The 17,595-nt window shown below is 73.0% G+C and carries 17 protein-coding genes; 13 read left to right on the top strand and 4 right to left on the bottom strand.

The genetic code is table 11. From position 1 onward, the window contains the following. The first annotated feature begins 59 nt into the window (after positions 1-59). From JNK12_05025 to JNK12_05040, 4 genes are all read left to right on the top strand, one after another. Positions 60-1,328 (top strand): aminotransferase class III-fold pyridoxal phosphate-dependent enzyme, encoded by a 1,269-nt coding sequence (locus JNK12_05025; GenBank protein ID MBL8775266.1) that lies wholly within the window; start codon positions 60-62, stop codon positions 1,326-1,328. Positions 1,329-1,454: 126 nt separating this feature from the next. Further along, positions 1,455-2,021 (top strand): sigma-70 family RNA polymerase sigma factor, encoded by a 567-nt coding sequence (locus JNK12_05030; GenBank protein MBL8775267.1) that lies wholly within the window; start codon positions 1,455-1,457, stop codon positions 2,019-2,021. Further along, a complete protein-coding gene (locus tag JNK12_05035; GenBank protein MBL8775268.1) occupies positions 2,014-2,898 on the top strand; it encodes a hypothetical protein in 885 nt (294 codons plus the stop codon). Before JNK12_05030 ends, JNK12_05035 begins: the two co-directional genes overlap by 8 nt. Before the next feature lie 69 nt (positions 2,899-2,967). Beyond that, complete coding sequence (locus JNK12_05040) at positions 2,968-3,705, top strand: SDR family oxidoreductase (GenBank protein MBL8775269.1); 738 nt, start codon at positions 2,968-2,970, stop codon at positions 3,703-3,705. A gap of 58 nt (positions 3,706-3,763) precedes the next feature. Here the strand turns inward: JNK12_05040 and JNK12_05045 are convergent, their stop codons facing one another. Together JNK12_05045 and JNK12_05050 are read right to left on the bottom strand one after the other, a co-directional pair. After that, entirely contained in the window at positions 3,764-4,387 is a 624-nt protein-coding gene (locus tag JNK12_05045) for a DsbA family protein (protein ID MBL8775270.1), read from the bottom strand. A gap of 92 nt (positions 4,388-4,479) precedes the next feature. Then, positions 4,480-5,151, bottom strand: a complete 672-nt coding sequence (locus JNK12_05050; GenBank protein MBL8775271.1) for a J domain-containing protein — start codon at positions 5,149-5,151, stop codon at positions 4,480-4,482. A gap of 167 nt (positions 5,152-5,318) precedes the next feature. Here JNK12_05050 and JNK12_05055 point away from each other — a divergent pair, with 167 nt between their 5' ends. The 3 genes from JNK12_05055 to purE are packed head-to-tail and all read left to right on the top strand — an operon-like array spanning position 5,319 to position 8,349. Beyond that, positions 5,319-6,599 carry an adenylosuccinate synthase gene (locus JNK12_05055; protein ID MBL8775272.1) on the top strand — a complete coding sequence of 427 codons (1,281 nt, stop codon included), beginning with the start codon at positions 5,319-5,321 and terminating at the stop codon, positions 6,597-6,599. A gap of 18 nt (positions 6,600-6,617) precedes the next feature. Continuing rightward, entirely contained in the window at positions 6,618-7,847 is a 1,230-nt protein-coding gene (gene purD / locus JNK12_05060; protein ID MBL8775273.1) for a phosphoribosylamine--glycine ligase, read from the top strand. Between the two features lie 52 nt (positions 7,848-7,899). Then, a complete protein-coding gene (gene purE, locus JNK12_05065; protein ID MBL8775274.1) occupies positions 7,900-8,349 on the top strand; it encodes a 5-(carboxyamino)imidazole ribonucleotide mutase in 450 nt (149 codons plus the stop codon). Between the two features lie 21 nt (positions 8,350-8,370). Here purE and JNK12_05070 read toward each other — a convergent pair whose 3' ends face one another. After that, a complete protein-coding gene (locus JNK12_05070) occupies positions 8,371-10,293 on the bottom strand; it encodes a hypothetical protein (GenBank protein MBL8775275.1) in 1,923 nt (640 codons plus the stop codon). A 35-nt stretch (positions 10,294-10,328) separates the two neighbouring features. Here JNK12_05070 and JNK12_05075 point away from each other — a divergent pair, with 35 nt between their 5' ends. The 5 genes from JNK12_05075 (at position 10,329) to purQ (ending at position 14,677) form a co-directional block, all read left to right on the top strand. After that, positions 10,329-11,762: an adenylosuccinate lyase gene (locus JNK12_05075; protein MBL8775276.1), complete on the top strand. Its 1,434-nt coding sequence runs from the start codon at positions 10,329-10,331 to the stop codon at positions 11,760-11,762. Positions 11,763-11,854: 92 nt separating this feature from the next. Continuing rightward, positions 11,855-12,751 carry a phosphoribosylaminoimidazolesuccinocarboxamide synthase gene (locus tag JNK12_05080; protein MBL8775277.1) on the top strand — a complete coding sequence of 299 codons (897 nt, stop codon included), beginning with the start codon at positions 11,855-11,857 and terminating at the stop codon, positions 12,749-12,751. A gap of 93 nt (positions 12,752-12,844) precedes the next feature. After that, the gene (locus JNK12_05085) at positions 12,845-13,588 is read left to right on the top strand and encodes a 2-phosphosulfolactate phosphatase (protein ID MBL8775278.1); all 744 of its coding nucleotides are present in this window, start codon (positions 12,845-12,847) and stop codon (positions 13,586-13,588) included. 118 nt (positions 13,589-13,706) lie between these two features. Further along, entirely contained in the window at positions 13,707-13,967 is a 261-nt protein-coding gene (purS, locus tag JNK12_05090) for a phosphoribosylformylglycinamidine synthase subunit PurS (GenBank protein ID MBL8775279.1), read from the top strand. After that, positions 13,967-14,677 (top strand): phosphoribosylformylglycinamidine synthase subunit PurQ, encoded by a 711-nt coding sequence (gene purQ, locus JNK12_05095; protein MBL8775280.1) that lies wholly within the window; start codon positions 13,967-13,969, stop codon positions 14,675-14,677. The genes purS and purQ overlap by 1 nt, the downstream gene beginning before the upstream one ends. Here the strand turns inward: purQ and JNK12_05100 are convergent. Beyond that, entirely contained in the window at positions 14,663-14,989 is a 327-nt protein-coding gene (locus tag JNK12_05100) for a hypothetical protein (GenBank protein MBL8775281.1), read from the bottom strand. The genes purQ and JNK12_05100 overlap by 15 nt on opposite strands. 261 nt (positions 14,990-15,250) lie before the next feature. On the opposite strand from JNK12_05100, the gene purL reads away from it, so the two are divergent. Next, entirely contained in the window at positions 15,251-17,503 is a 2,253-nt protein-coding gene (purL, locus tag JNK12_05105) for a phosphoribosylformylglycinamidine synthase subunit PurL (protein MBL8775282.1), read from the top strand. The last annotated feature ends 92 nt before the right edge of the window (positions 17,504-17,595 follow it).

Consider the following 17,595-nt stretch of genomic DNA (forward strand, 5'->3'; position numbering starts at 1 on the left):
GACGCAGGATCCGGATCGCCGTCGGCGGCCGTGAACGCACACCTCGGGGGGAGCCCCACATGACCGACGACCTCGCCACCGCCTCGGTGCCGCACCTGACCACCGACCTGCCTGGCCCCAAGGCCCGCGAGTGGATCGCCCGCGACGCCGCCGTCGCCAGCCCGTCGATGGCGCGCGTCTACGACCTCGTGCCCGCTCGCGGCGCCGGCTGCACCATCGAGGACGTCGACGGCAACCGCTTCCTCGACTTCAACGCCGGCATCGCGGTCACCGCCACGGGCCACTGCCACCCGGCGGTGGTCGAGGCCATCGAGCGCCAGGCCCGCGACCTCATCCACTACTGCGGCAGCGACTGGGCCATGCCCGGCTACACCGAGGTGTGCGAGCGCCTCGCCGCCTCCGCTCCGTGGGACGGCGCGAGTCGGGTGTTCCTCGCCAACTCCGGCACCGAGGCGGTCGAGGGCGCCATCAAGCTGGCCCGCGCGGCCACCGGCCGGCCGAACGTCATCGCCTTCCTCGGCGCCTTCCACGGCCGCTCGCTGGGCAGCCTCTCGCTGACCGCCAGCAAGGCGCACTACCGCGGCGGCTTCGGCCCGCTCCAGGCCGGCGTCTACCACGCCCCCTACGGCGTATCGGGCTACATCGAGGACGTGATCTTCCGGCACCTCACCGTGCCCGAGGACGTCGCCGCCATCGTGGTCGAGCCCCTCCAGGGCGAGGGCGGCTACCTCGTCCCGCCGCCCGGATGGCTGGCCGAGCTGCGCGACGTGTGCGACCGCCACGGCATCGTGCTCGTGGCCGACGAGGTGCAGTCGGGGGTGGGCCGCACCGGCACCATGTGGACCATCGAGCAGGACGACGTGGCCCCCGACGTGCTGCTCACCGGCAAGGGCCTGGCCTCGGGTCTCCCCCTCGCTGCGGTCGTGGGCCGGGCCGATCTCTTCACCTGGGGCGCCGGCCGCCACGGCTCCACCTTCGGCGGCAACGCCGTCGCCTGCGCCGCCGCGCTCGCCACCCTCGACCTCGTCGAGGGGGGCCTCGCAGAGCATGCCGCCAAGGGGGGCGCCCAGATCATGGAGCGGCTGCGGACCGTGCGGGCCGACCATCCCGACACCGTCGTCGACGTGCGGGGACGAGGCCTCATGATCGGCATCGAGCTGCCCGACCACGACGCCGCCGAGGCACTCGAGCAGGCGTGCTTCCGGGCCGGCCTCCTCGTGCTCACCTGTGGCCCGGCCGCGGTCCGCCTGGCCCCGCCCCTCGTGGTCACCCCCGAGCAAGCCGACCTCGCCGTCGACCTCCTCGCCGGCGCCCTCGCCACGCTCTGACTGCCGCCGTCGCCCCGCGGGCGACGTTCGTTCTCCCTGGCGCGCGCTACCGCGGAAAGATCCGGGTCGTCCCGGACACGTGGACGGTGATGGCAAGCGTGGGAGCGAGCACACCGGGGCGCGGACATGGATGAAGCGGCCTTCCACGACCTCTTCCGGGAGCACTTCGCCGACGTCTGGCGCTTCGCCCGCCGGCGCTGTGCGTCCGGACACGAGGCCGACGACGTCACCGCCGAGACCTTCGCGGTGGCGTGGCGTCGACGCGCCGGTGTCCCACCCGCACCCGACGCCCGCCTGTGGCTGTTCGGCACGGCGCGCCTGGTCCTGGCCAACCGGCGCCGGAGCGACGACCGCAGGAGTCGGCTCGACCTCCGACTGGCGGGTGAGCCCGGTCCGACCGTGGCGGATCCGGCGGCGGTGGTCGTCGATGCTGTCGGCCGGCGCCTGGCTGGCGCGCTCTCGTCCCTTTCGGGCGACGACCGCGAGCTGCTCATCCTGCGGGCCTGGGACGGCCTGTCGGTCACCGACATCGCCGCCCTCCTCGGCTGCACGCCGAACGCCGCCTCGGGCCGTCTGCACAAGGCCCGGGGTCGCCTGGCGGCGCTCCTGGCCGAGGCGGACGACTCGGAGGGCACGCCTCGATCGGCGGTCCCGACTGACGAACCACAGCGAGAGGCGGTGGCCGATGACTGATGACGCAGAGCTCTGGCACGACCTGGTGGCCCTCGACCCGGTCTGCCACGAGTCGCCGCCGCCCCCCGCCTCGGACCGGTATGCGGCGATCCACGCGCGAGCCATGGCGTACGACGCCGATGCCGCGACCTCGACGGCTACCGCAACCGCGACCCCGAGGCCCGCGGCGCACTCCTCCCGCCGACGCATCGTGCACCCGCGACGCTTGGCCGCCCTGGCGGCCGCGGTCGTGCTCGTCGTGGTCGTGGCCGCGGTGGCGCTCGGGCGGTCGGGGACGGTCGATCCCGCCAGCGCCGCCGAGCTCGTCACCCGGGCGGCCCGGGCCACCGGTGACGCGACCAGGTTCCGCGGTCGCCTTGTGGTGGAGGAGAACGGCGCGGTGCGCTCGTCGGATCTCGAGGTCGACGGAGCGGACATCCAGGTGCGCGGCGACGGCCGATCGCAGTCCTTCACCGTGGTGGGCGACCAGATCTGGGAGGGCGACGATCCGACGCCCTCGACGTTGTCACCCACCGGCCGTCTGGCGCCGTTCGGGTCGTCGTCCGAGGCGGTTGTCCTGGCCGCGCTCCGCAGCGACTCGGTGGTCGCGATCGGCGAGGAGGAGGTGCGGGGGCAATCGGCAACCCACTATCGGATCGAGCTCGACGAACCCTCTCGGAGCGCGCTGGGCCGGCTGACCCCTGGGCAGCTGGCGTGGTTCGAGCTGGAGTACCCCGAGGAGGCAGAGACGCTCGACGTCTGGTTGGGGGACGGTCTCATCCGTCGCATCGAGGTCGTGTCCCAGTGGGAGGCGAACGAGACGGGCCCGGGGGACCTGCGAACGACCACCGAGTTCTACGACTTCGGGGCCCCGGTGGACATCGACCCGCCCGGCTGAGGGGTGCCCCGAGTCGGTGACTCGGCCGTCCGGTTAGCGTTCCGGCGATGATCGACGAGGCGCGACCCCGTGGCTGACCGACGGTCCGTTCGAGGGCGGGTGGCGGTGGTGACCGGCGCCGCCTCGGGGATCGGAAGGGCGACCGCGGCGCTGCTCGCCGAGGACGGCGCGCTCGTGGCTGCACTGGACCGGGACGAGCCGGAGGCGCCGGCCGGGGGGCGGGCGTGGGCGTGCGACGTGACCGACGGCGACCGGGTGGACGCCGTACTGGCCGAGGTGCGGGCGGCGCTCGGGCCGGTCGACATCCTCGTGAACTGCGCCGGCGTGTCCCTGCCGGCGGCGATCGACGGCCCCGACTTCGAGGCGTCGTGGGACCGGACCCTCGCCGTGAACCTCACCGGCATGGCTTGCACCGTCCGGGCCTGCGTCGATGACCTGCGGCGCAACGGCGACGGGCGGGTGGTCAACATCGCCTCCAGCGAGGCGCTCGGCGCCACCGCCTACCTGTCCGCCTACACCGCCTCGAAGCATGGCGTCGTGGGCCTGACCAAGGCGCTGGCGGTCGAGCTCGGCCGCAGCGGCGTCACCGTCAACGCGGTGTGCCCGGGCCCGATCCACACCGGGATGACGTCGATCATCCCCGACGAGGCCAAGGCCAAGTTCGCCCGCCGACGGGTCCCCGCCGGCCGCTACGGCGACCCCGCCGAGGTCGCCCAAGCCATCTGGTCACTCGTCCTGCCGGGCGCCTCGTTCGTCAACGGCTCGGTGCTCAGCGTCGACGGTGGCATGGTGGCGCAGAACACGTGACACTGGCTCGGACTTCGTCGCCGCGGCTTGGCCACACGGTTCGTCGGTGCTGCGGCTCCTAGGCGAAGCAGGAGTCGAGGAACTGCTCGAAGCCGACGGGGTCGGCGGTGATGCGCAGGTGGCCATCGGCGTCGCGGGAGATGTCGAGTGACGGGCAGAAGAAGGCGCCGGCCGGGGTGAAGAAGTGAGGGGAGCCCTGGACGCCGCGGCCCCCGCCCTCGGCGTGGTCCGCCTCCACCAGCTCGACGGGCGGGTCGTCGACGTCGAAGTCCACGCCGTGGCGCTCCGCCACCTCCGACAGCACCGCGGGGTCGGCGATGTCCCGCCCCTGCTCGAACAGCAGGTCGCGCAGCTCCAGGCTGACGGCCTCACCGGTGGCGACGTCGACCCGGTAGCCGGCGGCCGCCAGCGCCATGGCGGGCAGCGAGGTGGCCGGGAAGGCCTCGGGGTCGAACGACCGGAACAGGTCGCCGGCGACCTGCTCGCGGATCTCGTCCACCTCGTCGGCGATGAACTGCGGGTCCAACGGCTCGCCGTTCACGATCTCGAGGGGCCAGGAGCGCACCCGGAGGCGCACCTCGGCGAGGGCGGGGTCGGCGTCGCGGCGCTCCACGAAGCGGCGGAGCCCGACATGGGTGAAGGGGCATCCGACGTCGGCGAACACTTCGATCTCGGAGGACATCTCCTCCTTCTACCCGGCGGGACGGTCGACGTCCCGGGCCGAACGTCCCATTTCCCACCCGTGGGGTGGGTGGAGCGCCCAGGGCCTGCGGGTCAGGAGCCGAAGAGCTCCCGCCGGGACGGGCGGAGCATGCGCTTGAGCTCGGCGTAGGCCCGGTTGAGCTCGCTCATGCGCCGCTGGCCCTCGGCCTGGACCAGGGGGTCGGTGCCCGCCAGGCGGTCCGGGTGCCAGAGGGCGGCGTGGTCGCGGAACACCTCGACCACCTCGTCCCAGGTGGCCTCCCAGTCGATGCCAAGGGCCCGATAGGCGGCCAGCGCCTCCGGGGAGGTGGATCGGTGCCACGGGTCCTCGACCGGCTCGGCGCCGGTCATCCCCAGCGCCTCGCGCTCGAACGGGAACGCCGTCGACGTCGACCCCACCCGCTCGGCCTGCGACTCCGCGGCACCGGAGGCTCCTACGGGAACCAGGGTGGGCAGGCTGATGGCCGGCGCCGAAGCAGGTCCATCGAGGACGTCGGCGCGGGCAGCGGCAGGTGCCTCGGGGGCCGGGACACGAAGAGGGGCCGGTGGCGGGGGAGGTGGCGGAGGGGGAGGAGGGGGAGGCGGCGGAGGAGCGGTCATGAGGGTGAGGGTGTCGTGCTGGCGGCGCTCGCCCATGCCCGCCGGCGGCTCGCCGGCCTCCTTGCGCCGGTCCCGGCCCGACCACCAGGCGTGCTCCTCGTCCGAGAGGTCCGCGTTGTCGTCGCGGTCCCTTCGCAGTCGCATGTCCCCCCATCGACCGACTCGTGAGTCACCGTGAGGGGAACCGGCCGGTCACACCGGGAATGACACGTTCGGCCTAGGTCGCACGGCCCGAACGGGGAAGCGGGCCCTTTCCCCGCGACCGACTAGAGTCGGTCCGTAAGCGCCCCCAGAAACGAACGGAGACGCCAGTGCCCGCAACCGTGGTTGTCGGCACCCAGTGGGGCGACGAAGGCAAGGGCAAGTTCACCGACCTCGTCGCCAAAGAGATGCAGCTCGTGGTCCGCTACCAGGGTGGCCACAACGCCGGCCACACCATCGTGGTGGACGGCCAGAGCTTCGCCCTCCAGCTGGTGCCCAGTGGGATCCTCTACGACCACATCACCCCCGTGATCGGCAACGGGGTGGTGGTCGACCCCGTGGTGCTCCTGGCCGAGGTCGACATGCTCGAGGGCAAGGGCGTGGACTGCTCCCGCCTGAAGGTCAGCGGCAACGCCCACCTGATCCTCCCGTACCACCAGGAGATCGACGCCATCACCGAGCGCCACCTGGGGAAGAACAAGCTCGGCACCACCAAGCGGGGCATCGGCCCGGCCTACGCCGACAAGGCCACCCGGGTGGGCATCCGCGTCCAGGACCTGCTCGACCCCAAGATCTTCCGGGCCAAGCTCGACCTGGTGCTGAAGGAGAAGGCGCCGCTCCTGGCGAAGGTCTACAACCGCCTTCCCCCGGACGCCGACGAGATCGCCAGCCTCTACCTCGACGAGTGCCTGCCCCGCCTCGAGCCCTACATCGCCGACACCGTCACCCTGGTGCACGACGCGCTCGACGCCGGCCAGCACGTGCTGCTCGAAGGCGCGCAGGCCACCTTCCTGGATCTCGACCACGGCACGTACCCCTACGTCACGTCGTCGAACCCGGTGGCGGGCGGCGCCTGCACCGGCGCCGGCGTCGGGCCGCTGTACATCGACCGGGTCATCGGCATCGCCAAGGCGTACATCACCCGGGTGGGCGCGGGTCCCTTCGTCACCGAGCTGTTCGACGAGGTGGGCGACCTGCTCGTCGATCGCGGCCACGAGTACGGGACCAACACCGGTCGCCGCCGGCGCCCGGGCTGGTTCGACGCGGTGATGCTGCGCCAAGCGGTGCGGGTCAACTCGCTGTCCGAGGTGGCCCTCACCAAGCTCGACGTGCTCGACACCCTCGACACCCTGAAGGTGTGCGTGGCCTACGAAGCCGACGGCGTGCGCTACGAGCACCTGCCGTACCACCAGTCCGTGCTCCACGACTGCACCCCGGTCTACGAGGAGCTGCCCGGGTGGCAGCAGGACCTCACCGCGGTCACCGAGCGGTCCGAGCTGCCCCCGGCCGCCCTCGACTACATCGCGTTCCTCGAGGAGCAGATCGGGGTCCCCATCCGCCTCGTGGGCGTCGGCCCCGGGCGCGACCAGTTCCTGCACTTCGCCGCCTAGCCACCGGGAGGGTCGTCCATGAAGGTCTGTGTGGTCGGGAGTGGAGGTCGCGAGCACGCGCTCGCGCACGTGCTGGCCCGGACCGCCTCGTCGGTCGTGGTCACCCCGGGCAACCCCGGCATCCCGGGCTCGGTGCCCACACCGCCCGAGGAGATCGATGCCGATCTCTTCGTGATCGGCCCCGAGGCGCCGTTGGTGGACGGGATGGCCGATCGCCTACGGGCCCAGGGCAAGCTCGTGTTCGGCCCGGGTGCCGACGGGGCCCGGCTCGAGGGCTCGAAGGCATGGATGAAGCAGGTGCTCGTCGACGCCGGCGTGCCCACTGCCGCCTACGGCACCTTCTCCGCCGACGAGGAGCGCGCCGCCCTCGACTTCCTGGGCTCGATGGCCGGGCCCTACGTGGTCAAGACCGACGGGCTGGCTGCGGGCAAGGGTGTCGTGGTCACCGAGTCGTTCGACGAGGCCCGCAACGCCGTCATCGCCTACCTCTCGGGCTCGGCCTTCGGCGCGGCGGGCCAGCGCCTCGTCATCGAAGAGTTCCTCGACGGTCCCGAGCTCTCCATCCTCGCCGTGTGCGACGGCCGGCGCGCCGTGGCCCTGGCGCCGGCGCAGGACTTCAAGCGCATCGGCGACGGTGACGCCGGCCCCAACACCGGCGGCATGGGCGCCTACACCCCGGTGCCCTTCGCCGGTCCGGACGTGGTCGACGAGGTCATGCACGCGGCAGTCGAGCCCACCCTGGCGGCGCTGCGCGACCGTGGCATCGACTACCGAGGCGTGCTCTACGCGGGGCTCGTGCTCACCGCTGATGGGCCGAAGATGCTCGAGTACAACGTCCGCTTCGGCGACCCCGAGACCCAGGTCGTGTTGCCGCGGCTCTCGTCCGACCTCGTCGAGTTGCTGGCCCAGGCCGCCGCCGGCGAGATGACGGCCACGCCGACCTTCGTCGAGGATGCCTTCGTCACCGTGGTTTGCGCCGCCGAGCACTACCCCTCGGCGCCCCGCACCGGCGACGTCATCGAGGGCATGGACGCGGCGGAAGCCACCGGCGCCTCGGTGTTCTGCGCCGGCGTCACCGCCGACGACGAGGGTCGCCTGGTCACCGCCGGCGGCCGGGTGCTGGCGGTCACCGGGTCGGGTCCGACCATCGGCGCCGCCCGTGACGCCGCATATGCGGCGGTGGACTGCATCTCGTGGCCTGGTATGCAGAGGCGGACGGACATCGCGCGGCGGGCGGCCGGGCAGTAGTAGCTATCAACGGGCGGGAGCTCCCGCCCACACTGACCAGGAGGGTCTACTGATGAAGGTCGCCGTGCTGATGGGGTCGGAGTCCGACAAGGACAAGATGGCGCCTGCCGCTGACACGCTCGCCAAGTTCGGCATCGAGGCCGACGTGCGGGTGCTCTCCGCCCACCGCACCCCCGCCAAGGTGGCCGAGCTGGCCAGCACCGCCCGCGACAACGGGTACGTCGCCTTCATCTGCGGGGCGGGCATGGCCGCCCACCTCGCCGGCGCGGTGGCCGCTCAGACCACGCTGCCGGTCGTCGGGGTGCCGCTTTCGGGCGGAGCCCTCGACGGTGTCGACGCCCTCTACTCCACCGTTCAGATGCCCAAGGGCATCCCGGTGGCCACCGTGGCCGTCAACGGCTCGATGAACGCCGCCCTGCTGGTCGTCCAGATGCTGGCCATCAGCGACGAGGGTCTCGCCGCCAAGCTGGCCGATCACCGCCGGGAGATGGCCGGGGGGTGAGCCGGGTGCCGGGCGGTCGCCTCAGCGCGGGGGCGGCGTGGGGTCCTCGCCCAGCTGCTCGGGAGTGACCGGGGCGAAGAACGATGGCTCGGCGCGCTTCGGCGGCGGGGGCGGCGGTGGTGGTGGCGGGGGCGGGGCGCCTTCCTCGGGGCCGGCCAACAGGTCGCGCACCCGCAGGGTCGGGCGTCCGCTGTTGACGTGCTCCCACGCCGAGGCGGCGTCGGGGATCGACGCCTGCGCGCGTTGGACCGGTGGCGTGTCGGCGGTGAAGAGCTGGTCGACGTCGACGTGGGGCGCGACCTCGGGGTCCGGCGTGCCCGGTGGCGCCGCAGGGGGCAGGGGCGCCTCCGGCAGCGGTGAGGTGTCCCCCGAGAACCCCGGCATGGGGGGCAGCCCCTCGAAGGGGTCGGCCGACGGGGCCCAGTTCTCCTCGGGTGGCGTCCTGGCGGGTTCGCCGTCGTGGGCTGGAGCCACGACCGGCGGGGGCGGCGGCGGGGGAGGCGGCGGCGGAGGCGGAGGAGGCGGTGGGCTGGGTACCGCCGCGGCCGGGCTGGGGGCGACGCGTGTCGGCGGCCGGAAGGGGGGCGGCGGCACGGGGACCGACGGCGGGTCTGGCAGAGCCGTCGCGTCGCCGGCGGCAGGGGTGATCGGTGACGCGGGAGGCACGGGCGGGACGTGGGAAGGCGTCGGGTCGATTGCCGCGGCGAGGTCGTCGGCGGGCGACGCGAACGCAGGCGGAGGTTCGGCGAGGCCCAGCTCGTGGTCGGCTTCCGGCACGAGCGGCGGGGAGGACGAGCGGTCCGTGGGAAGGTCGACGGCCGGGGCCGGCGGTGCTGGCGGCGGGGGGACCACGGCGGAGGTCGGCTCGTCACGCTGGGGGCGTGGCCGCGGGCGCCGTTCGGGGGGGACCAGCTCGGTGGCCACCGTGTCGAAGCCCGCGGGCTCGAGGAGGGGTAGGGCGGCGGGAGCCGGCGGGGGCGCGCCCAGGTCGTCGGCCGCGGGTGGGGGTGGGGCGACGATCGCGCCCAGGTCGCCGGCCGCAGGTGGGGGTGGGGGGATGATGGCGCCGAGGTCGTCGGCCGCCGATGCCGGGATGATCGCGGTGAGGTCGTCGGCCGCTGATCGGTCGACCGGGGCCGTCCCCGACGGCGCGAGCAGGGGCGGCGCCGCCATGGTGGGCGACGGCGGCGGCGGGGTGAGGGACTCCGGCGGCAGCATCGGGCCAGGGTCGGGCAGCTCGCCGAGACCCGCCAACGGTGCCCGCGGATCGGCTGCGCCCACCGGCTCGAACACGGGGGGCGGCAGCGGCGGCAGCAGCGGCGGCGCGGGCGGCTCGTCGGGCAGCGCGGGGATCTCCGACTGGCGCAGCAGGAACTGCGGCGGCTCGTCCCCTGCACCCGGTGGAGCGCCGGCGGGCACCACGTCGGACGGCGCGGGGGCCGGCGGCGGGGGAGGGGGTGGCGAGAACGTGGCCACCACCGCAGGGGCCGTGGCGTCGTCGAAGCCGGGAGCCGACCCATGGTCGGGGCCGGCGTCCGTCCGGTCGTCCCCGCCGGTCCCTGTGCCCTCGACGACCGGCGGGAGGGGAGGCAGAGCGGCATCCACGGGCGCCGAGGGCAGGCGCAGGTCCTGCTCGGTCAGCCCCTCGGTCGGGTCGGCGGTGATCGACCACTCCACCTCCACCGAGCCGGCGCCGTGCTTCTGGGACTCCTTGGCCGCCTTGCGGCGGGCGCGCACCTCCTTCTTCAGCTCCTTCTTCGGCTTCGCCGGGGCGTTCGCCGCAGTGGTGCGCACGCCGGCAGCGGCCAGGGCGCACGCGATGCAAAAAGGTGGCTTCTTGGGCCCGAACGAGTACACCAGGCACTCGCTGCAGAACTCGTTGCCGCATTCGCGGCAGACGTCTTCTGCAGCTTCGAACTGGTGCTTCGCGCAGCGGCCCTCCATCCGGTTTCACGTCGGCAGCGGAATGGTGGTTCTTGATGGAACATGACCCGATGATCCCCAACGTCCTGGCCTCCCGGTACGCCAGCGCGCCCGTGGCGGCGCTGTGGTCGCCGTCGCACAAGGTGGTGCTGGAGCGGCAGCTCTGGGTCGCCATCCTGCGGGCCCAGCGCGACCTCGGCGTCGACGTGCCCGACGGGGTGATCGAGGCGTACGAGGGCGTGATCGACCAGGTGGACCTCGCCTCGATCGACGCCCGTGAGCGGGTCACCCGCCACGACGTGAAGGCCCGGGTGGAGGAGTTCTCCGCCCTCGCGGGCCACGAGCACGTCCACAAGGCCATGACCTCGCGTGACCTCACCGAGAACGTCGAGCAGCTGCAGGTGCGGCGCTCACTCGAGCTCGTCCGGGACCGCATGGTCGCCGCCCTCGTCGTCCTGGCCGACCGAGCCGTCGAGCACCGCGACACCGTCATCACGGGTCGCAGTCACAACGTGCCCGCTCAGGCCACGACGCTGGGCAAGCGCTTCGCCAGCGCCGGCGAGGAGCTGCTCGTCGCCTACGAGCGGATCGAGGACCTGCTCGGCCGCTACCCGCTGCGGGGCCTGAAGGGCCCGGTGGGCACCTCGCAGGACCAGCTCGACCTCTTCGGGGGCGACACCGACAAGCTCGACCGGCTCGAGCAGCAGGTGGCCGCCGAGCTCGGCTTCGCCCGGGTGCTCGGCAGCGTCGGCCAGGTCTACCCGCGCTCGCTCGATCTCGACGTGGTCACCGCACTGGCCCAGGCCGTGGCCGGCCCCTCGAGCCTCGCCACGACCATCCGCCTCATGGCCGGCCAGGAGCTGGCCACCGAGGGGTTCCGTCCGGGTCAGGTGGGTTCGTCGGCCATGCCCCACAAGATGAACAGCCGTTCGTGCGAGCGCATCTGCGGTTTCGGCACCATCCTCGCCGGCCACGTGACGATGGCCACGGGCCTCGCCGGCGACCAGTGGAACGAAGGCGACGTGAGCTGCTCGGTGGTGCGACGGGTGATGCTGCCCGACGCCTTCTTCGCCGCCGACGGCGCCTTCCAGACCTTGCTCGACGTGCTCGGTGCCTTCGGGGCCTACCCGGCGGTCATCGAGCGCGAGCTGCGCCGCTACCTGCCGTTCCTCGCCACCACCAAGATCCTCCTCGCCGCCGTGCGCCTCGGCTTGGGGCGTGAGGAAGCCCACGAGGTGGTCAAGGAGCACGCGGTCGCGGCGGCGCTGGCCCTGCGTGAATCCGGCGGAGACGCCAACGACCTGTACGAGCGCCTCGGCGCCGACCCCCGCCTGCCGCTGACGGCTGCCGAGGTGGAGGCGCTGGTGGGTGACCCCATCACCTTCGTGGGCGACGCCGGTCGCCAGGTCGGCGTGTTCGCCGAGCGGGTAGGGGAAGTGGCCGCGCAGCACCCCGAGGCGGCAAAGTACGAAGCTGAGTTCGTCATCTGAGAGACTGGCGGCGCCGCCTCCGCTCTCCCCAGCCCCATCTTCCCAACCCCGTTCTCCACCCGACCCTGCTCGCCAATCTCCGAGGAGCACCCATGGCCACCATCGACCTGCCCCACCTCGCCACCGGGAAGGTGCGGGACATCTACGACGCCGGCGACGACCGCCTGCTCATCGTCACCTCCGACCGCATCTCGGCGTTCGACGTGGTCATGGACCAGCCCATCCCCGACAAGGGCCGGGTGCTCACCGCCATCTCGGCGTTCTGGTTCGACGAGCTCGGTTCGGTGGCCCCCCACCACCTGCTCTCGACCGACCTCGCCGACGTGCCCGCCGGCGCCCAGGACCCGAGCCTCGCCGGGCGGGTGATGCTGGTGAAGAAGGCCGAGATGCTGCCTCTCGAGTGCATCGTGCGCGGGTACCTCACCGGCTCGGCGTGGAAGGAGTACCAGCGCAGCGGCACGATGCACGGTGAGCGCCTGCCCGAGGGGCTCCAGGAGTCGTCGAAGCTGCCCGAGCCGGTGTTCACCCCGTCGACGAAGGCCGAGGAGGGCGACCACGACATCAACATCTCCCTCAGCGAGGCCGTCGACCTCGTCGGTGCCGAGGTGGCGGGCAAGGCCCGGTCCATCAGCCTCGAGCTCTACCAGCGGGGCGCGGCGCTGGCCGCCGAGCGGGGGATCGTCATCGCCGACACCAAGTTCGAGTTGGGGATGGTCGACGGCGAGCTCATCGTCTGCGACGAGGTCCTCACGCCGGACTCGTCCCGCTTCTGGCCCGCCGACCAGTGGCAGGTGGGCTCCACCCCGCCGTCGTTCGACAAGCAGCCCGTGCGGGACTACCTCGACGGCCTCGACTGGGACAAGCAGCCGCCCCCGCCGCCGCTTCCCGACGAGGTGGTGGCCTCGTCGTCGGCCCGCTACATCGAGGCCTACGAGCGCATCACCCAGAAGTCCTTCGCCGACTGGCCCGGCGCCGGCACCGGTTCCTGACCGTCCCCCGGAGGTGGAGGCGACGGCGTCCGGAATCCGGAAGCCCTCACCTCCACCTCCGGTGACCCACGGGCAATGGTGGACAATCGGGTGATGCCCGTAGAGCCGTCCTCCCCCTCGGTCCGCTTCGAGTGGGGCCCGAACGGGCTGCGTCGCCTCGCCCCGGGGTCCGACGTGGTCGTGATCGTGGACGTGCTGTCCTTCACCACGGCCGTGGACGTCGCCCTCGGGCGCGGCGCCACCGTGTTGCCCTACCGCTGGCACGACGGCGGCGAACAGGCCCACGCCGCCGCCCATGACGCGCTGGTGGCGGGGGAGGGGCCGGCCGCGGCCTGGACTCTCGCCCCTGCCACCCTCGTCGACCTGCCCGCCGGCACGCGTCTGGTGCTGCCGTCGCCCAACGGCTCGGCGCTGTCGTTCGGGGCCGCCGAAGCCGGCGCCCGCATCGTGCTGGCCGGGTGCCTGCGCAACGCCTCCGCCGTCGGCCTGGCTGCGACCGCCCTGGCCGGCCCGGACGGGGTCGTCACCGTGATCGCCGCGGGCGAGCGCTGGAATGGCGCCACCGGCCCGCTACGCCCCGCCCTCGAGGACCTCCTGGGCGCCGGCGCCGTGCTCGCCGCCCTTCCCGAGGCCGGTGCCACCCCCGAGGCCGTGGTCGCCGCCGACGCGTTCCGGGCGGCTGCGACACGAGGCCTGGCCGACGTGCTCCATCGCTGCGCCTCGGGCCTCGAGAAGGCCGAGCGGGGCCAGTCCGCCGACGTCGACCTCGCCGCCGCGCACGACGTGTCCGGCGTCGTCCCTCACCTCGTCGGCGCCGCATTCACGTCCTGGTCCTGACGAACCGGAGGCGGCAGCATCCGGAATCCGGACGCGCTCGCCTCCACCTCGGTCGACGGTGCGTCGGCCGGCCCGATCGAGGTCTGGAGCCGCAGGCGGCGCCGCCTAGAGTGAGGCCATGACGTTCGATGTAGTGGTCGAGGTGCAACTGCGGCCGGGCGTGGCCGATCCGCAGGGCGCCACCATCGAGCGGTCGCTGCCCACGCTGGGCTTCGGCGGCATCTCCGGGGTGCGGGTGGGCAAGTGCATCCGCTTCACCATGGATGCCGACGACGAGGCCGCCGCCCGGGCCGAAGCCGAGGACCTCTGCGCCCGCTTCCTCACCAACCCGGTGATCGAGGACGCCACGGTCACCCTCCACGAGGCGGCTGCGGTCTGATGGGTGCCAGCGTCGGCGTCGTCCTCTTCCCCGGGTCGAACTGCGAGTTCGACGTGCTCGAGGCCGTCGGTGCCCTCGGGGGTGAGGGTCGCCTGCTCTGGCACGGGGACTCGTCCCTCGGGGACGTCGATGCCGTCGTGGTGCCCGGTGGGTTCGCCCACGGTGACTACCTGCGGCCCGGCGCCATCGCCCGCTTCTCGCCGGTCATGGCCGCGGTCGCCGAGTTCGCCGCCGCCGGCGGTCCGGTGGTCGGCATCTGCAACGGCTTCCAGGTGCTCACCGAGGCGGGCCTGCTGCCCGGCGCGCTCCAGAAGAACCGTGGCCTCAAGTTCCTGTGCACCACGGTCGAGCTCGAGGTGGCGACCACGGATTCCGCCCTCACCAATCAGGCCGATGCCGGCGCCCGCCTGCGCATCCCCATCAACCACTTCGAGGGAAATTTCACCTGCTCGCCGGAGGTGCTCGCCGAGCTCGAGGGCGAGGATCGGGTCGTCGTCCGCTACGTCGACAACCCCAATGGCTCCGTGGGCGACATCGCCGGCATCTGCTCGTCGGGTCGCAACGTGGTGGGGCTCATGCCCCACCCCGAGCGCGCCTACGACCCGCTGCTCGGCAGTGGGGACGGCCGGGTGCTGCTCGAGTCCCTCCTGGCCGCGGCAGCGGGTGCCGCAGGGGCCCGTCTGGGCGAGCCGGCGTCAGCGACCGCGTGAGATCCCGGCGGCCTTGAGGGTCGCGGCGGGGACCCCGGCCTCACGCCAGGCCGCGTACGAGATGCCCTTGCGCTCGCTGTAGCCCTTCGCCGCGCTCACGAAGTTGGCTTCGAGCGCGCTCAGGTCGACGGTCTCACCGCTGCTGGCCAGCTCCTGCTCGAGGTCCATGCGCTCCTGCACGAGCTGGAGGCGCTGCACCGGGCTGGCGTCGGGGAGCTCGGCCCCGATGCGCTCGAGGCGCTTCTCGACCGACTCCTTGGTGCGCTTTCGGCCCCGCTTGGGGCGGTTGGCGGCGAGGGCCTCGAGATACACACGAACGGCCCTCCCTTGGACCCTCCCTTCCGCAAGTGCCGCCTTGTGCTGCGCGGACATTCCCGTTGAGCGGGTCGATGCATTTGCCATACGAGCATGGCAACACAGAAGCAATGACATAGCAAGTCAGGGCGACACATTTGTCGCAATCTTTGCCTTTCTGACCGGTGAGGAAGGCGCCCATTCGAGGGGGTCGACAACCCCCTTCTGGTCCTCCATCCGCCGCACCTTGCCGGGCTCGTCGCGGGGTAGCGTGCAGGCATGGCCGACACGTCCGCCGACACGCCTCCGCAACCCGCGTCCGACGAGCCGGTCCACCGGGCACTGGGGCTCACCGACGACGAGCTGGAGTCCATCCGGGGCATCCTCGGGCGTGAGCCGAACCACCTCGAACTGGCCATGTACGCGGTCATGTGGTCCGAGCACTGCTCGTACAAGTCGTCGCGGATCCACCTGAAGCGCCTCCCCACCACCGGGGAAGGGGTCCTCGTGGGGCCGGGCGAGAACGCCGGCGTCATGGACGTGGGCGACGGCATCGCCGCCGCCATCCGCATCGAGAGCCACAACCACCCGTCGGCCATCGAGCCCTACCAGGGCGCGGCCACCGGCGTGGGCGGCATCCTGCGCGACATCTTCACCATGGGGGCCCGCCCGATCGCGGTGATGGACCCCCTGCGCTTCGGTCCCCTCGACGACCCCCGCAGCCGCTGGATCGCCGAGGGCGTGGTGTCCGGGGTGTCCGGCTACGGCAACTCGGTCGGCGTGCCCACCGTCGGCGGCGAGGTGGTCTTCGACGAGACCTACGCCGACAACCCCCTCGTCAACGTGCTGTGCCTCGGCATCCTGCCCACCGACCGCCTCGTGCTCGGGCAGGCCAGCGGGGTCGGCAACCTCGCCGTGCTCCTGGGATCGTCCACCGGGCGTGACGGCATCGGCGGCGTGAGCGTGCTCGCCTCCGCCGGCTTCGCCGACGACGAGGCCGACGCCGAGAAGCGCCCGTCGGTGCAGGTGGGCGACCCCTTCGAGGAGAAGCGCCTCATCGAGGCCTGTCTCGCCCTGCTCGACGCCGGGCTGGTCGTCGGCATCCAGGACCTCGGCGGCGCCGGTCTCGCCTGCGCCACCAGCGAGACGGCGTCGCGCGGCGGCGTGGGCATGGACGTCGACGTCAACGCCGTGCCCCGCCGAGAGCCGGGCATGGAGCCGTTCGAGGTGATGACCAGCGAGAGCCAGGAGCGCATGCTGGCCATCGTCGAGCCCGTCAACCTCGACGAGGTGCTGCGCATCTGCGAGCGCTGGGAGGTGCGGGCCAGCGTCATCGGCAAGGTCACCGACGGCGGCGCCTTGCGGATACGCGACGGCTTCGAGGGCGAGGTCCTCTGCGACGTGCCCGCCGCCTCGCTCCACGAGGACGCCCCCCTCTACGACCGCCCCCGGGCCGAGCCCGCCGACCTGGCCGAGCGCCGGGCGACCGAGCCCTCGTCACCCGCCGACGGCTTCCCCGTCGGCGACGTCCTGCTCGACCTGCTCACCGACACCACCTGGGTCTCGTCGCAGTACGACCACCAGCTCTTCCTCAACACCGTGGTGGGGCCCGGCGGCGATGCCACCGTGCTGCGCCTCAAGCACCCCGTCACGGGCGAGGCCACCGGCCGGGGCCTGGCCCTCACCACCGACGGCAACCATCGCTGGTGCGCGGTCGACCCCCACCAGGGCACGGCCATGGTCGTGGCCGAGTCGGTGCTCAACCTCGCCTGCGTCGGCGCCCGCCCGCTGGCGGTCGTCAACTGCCTCAACTTCGGCAATCCCGAGCACCCCGAGGTGATGTGGCAGCTCTCGGGCGCCATCGACGGGATGACCGAGGCCTGCAACGCGTTCGGCCTGCCCGTCATCGGCGGCAACGTCAGCCTCTACAACGAGTCACGCGGCGCCGACATCGACCCCACCCCGGTGATCGGGCTGCTGGGCATGGTCGACGACCTGTCCTCCCCGCCGCCGGGCGCCGGCCTGGTGGATGGCGGGCGCATCCTGCTCCTCGGCGACACCTGGCCGGGCCTCGCCGGCTCGCGCTGGGCCACCCACACGGGTCAGGCCCGTCGGGGCACGCTCCCGCCGGCGGATCTCGCCGCGGTCGCCAAGGTGGCCGACCTGGTGCGTGGCCTCGTGGCCGAGCGGGCCGTGCTGGGCGCCCACGACGTCGCCGAGGGCGGTCTCGCCGTCGCGTTGGCGGAGATGGCCGTGCGCAGCGGCGTCGGCTTCCAGGTGGCCCGCATCCACGACGAGGCCGAGCTCTGGTCCGAGTCCGCCGGCCGTGTGGTCGTCTGCGTCGCCGCCGACCGGGCCCGCGAGATCATCGACCGGGCCGAGGCCGCCGGCGTCCCCGTCACCCAGCTGGGCCTCGCCGCCGGCGACCGCCTGTCGGTGAAGGACCTGCTCGACGTCGGCCTCGCCGACGCCACCACCGCCTGGCGCGACCGCCTCCCCACCGCCTTCGGCGCCGCCGTCACGCACGACTAGCTCGAGGGGGCCACCCCCGCGAGTCCCCCGTGTCCCGCCGGCCGGGTCCTGTCGGCGGACATCCGTTTCGGGCCATGCTCGCTCGGTCCTCG

The sequence above is a fragment of the Acidimicrobiales bacterium genome, assembly GCA_016794585.1.
Lineage (GTDB): Bacteria > Actinomycetota > Acidimicrobiia > Acidimicrobiales > DATDAH01 > JAEUJM01.

Bases quoted from the DNA above. Each gene is read 5' to 3' on its own strand.
- JNK12_05025 (MBL8775266.1), top strand. From the start codon at position 60: ATGACCGACGACCTCGCCACCGCCTCGGTGCCGCACCTGACCACCGAC.
- JNK12_05030 (MBL8775267.1), top strand. From the start codon at position 1,455: ATGGATGAAGCGGCCTTCCACGACCTCTTCCGGGAGCACTTCGCCGAC.
- JNK12_05035 (MBL8775268.1), top strand. From the start codon at position 2,014: ATGACTGATGACGCAGAGCTCTGGCACGACCTGGTGGCCCTCGACCCG.
- JNK12_05045 (MBL8775270.1), bottom strand. From the start codon at position 4,387: ATGTCCTCCGAGATCGAAGTGTTCGCCGACGTCGGATGCCCCTTCACC.
- JNK12_05050 (MBL8775271.1), bottom strand. From the start codon at position 5,151: ATGCGACTGCGAAGGGACCGCGACGACAACGCGGACCTCTCGGACGAG.
- purD (MBL8775273.1), top strand. From the start codon at position 6,618: ATGAAGGTCTGTGTGGTCGGGAGTGGAGGTCGCGAGCACGCGCTCGCG.
- purE (MBL8775274.1), top strand. From the start codon at position 7,900: ATGAAGGTCGCCGTGCTGATGGGGTCGGAGTCCGACAAGGACAAGATG.
- JNK12_05070 (MBL8775275.1), bottom strand. From the start codon at position 10,293: ATGGAGGGCCGCTGCGCGAAGCACCAGTTCGAAGCTGCAGAAGACGTC.
- JNK12_05075 (MBL8775276.1), top strand. From the start codon at position 10,329: ATGGAACATGACCCGATGATCCCCAACGTCCTGGCCTCCCGGTACGCC.
- JNK12_05080 (MBL8775277.1), top strand. From the start codon at position 11,855: ATGGCCACCATCGACCTGCCCCACCTCGCCACCGGGAAGGTGCGGGAC.
- JNK12_05085 (MBL8775278.1), top strand. From the start codon at position 12,845: ATGCCCGTAGAGCCGTCCTCCCCCTCGGTCCGCTTCGAGTGGGGCCCG.
- purS (MBL8775279.1), top strand. From the start codon at position 13,707: ATGACGTTCGATGTAGTGGTCGAGGTGCAACTGCGGCCGGGCGTGGCC.
- purQ (MBL8775280.1), top strand. From the start codon at position 13,967: ATGGGTGCCAGCGTCGGCGTCGTCCTCTTCCCCGGGTCGAACTGCGAG.
- purL (MBL8775282.1), top strand. From the start codon at position 15,251: ATGGCCGACACGTCCGCCGACACGCCTCCGCAACCCGCGTCCGACGAG.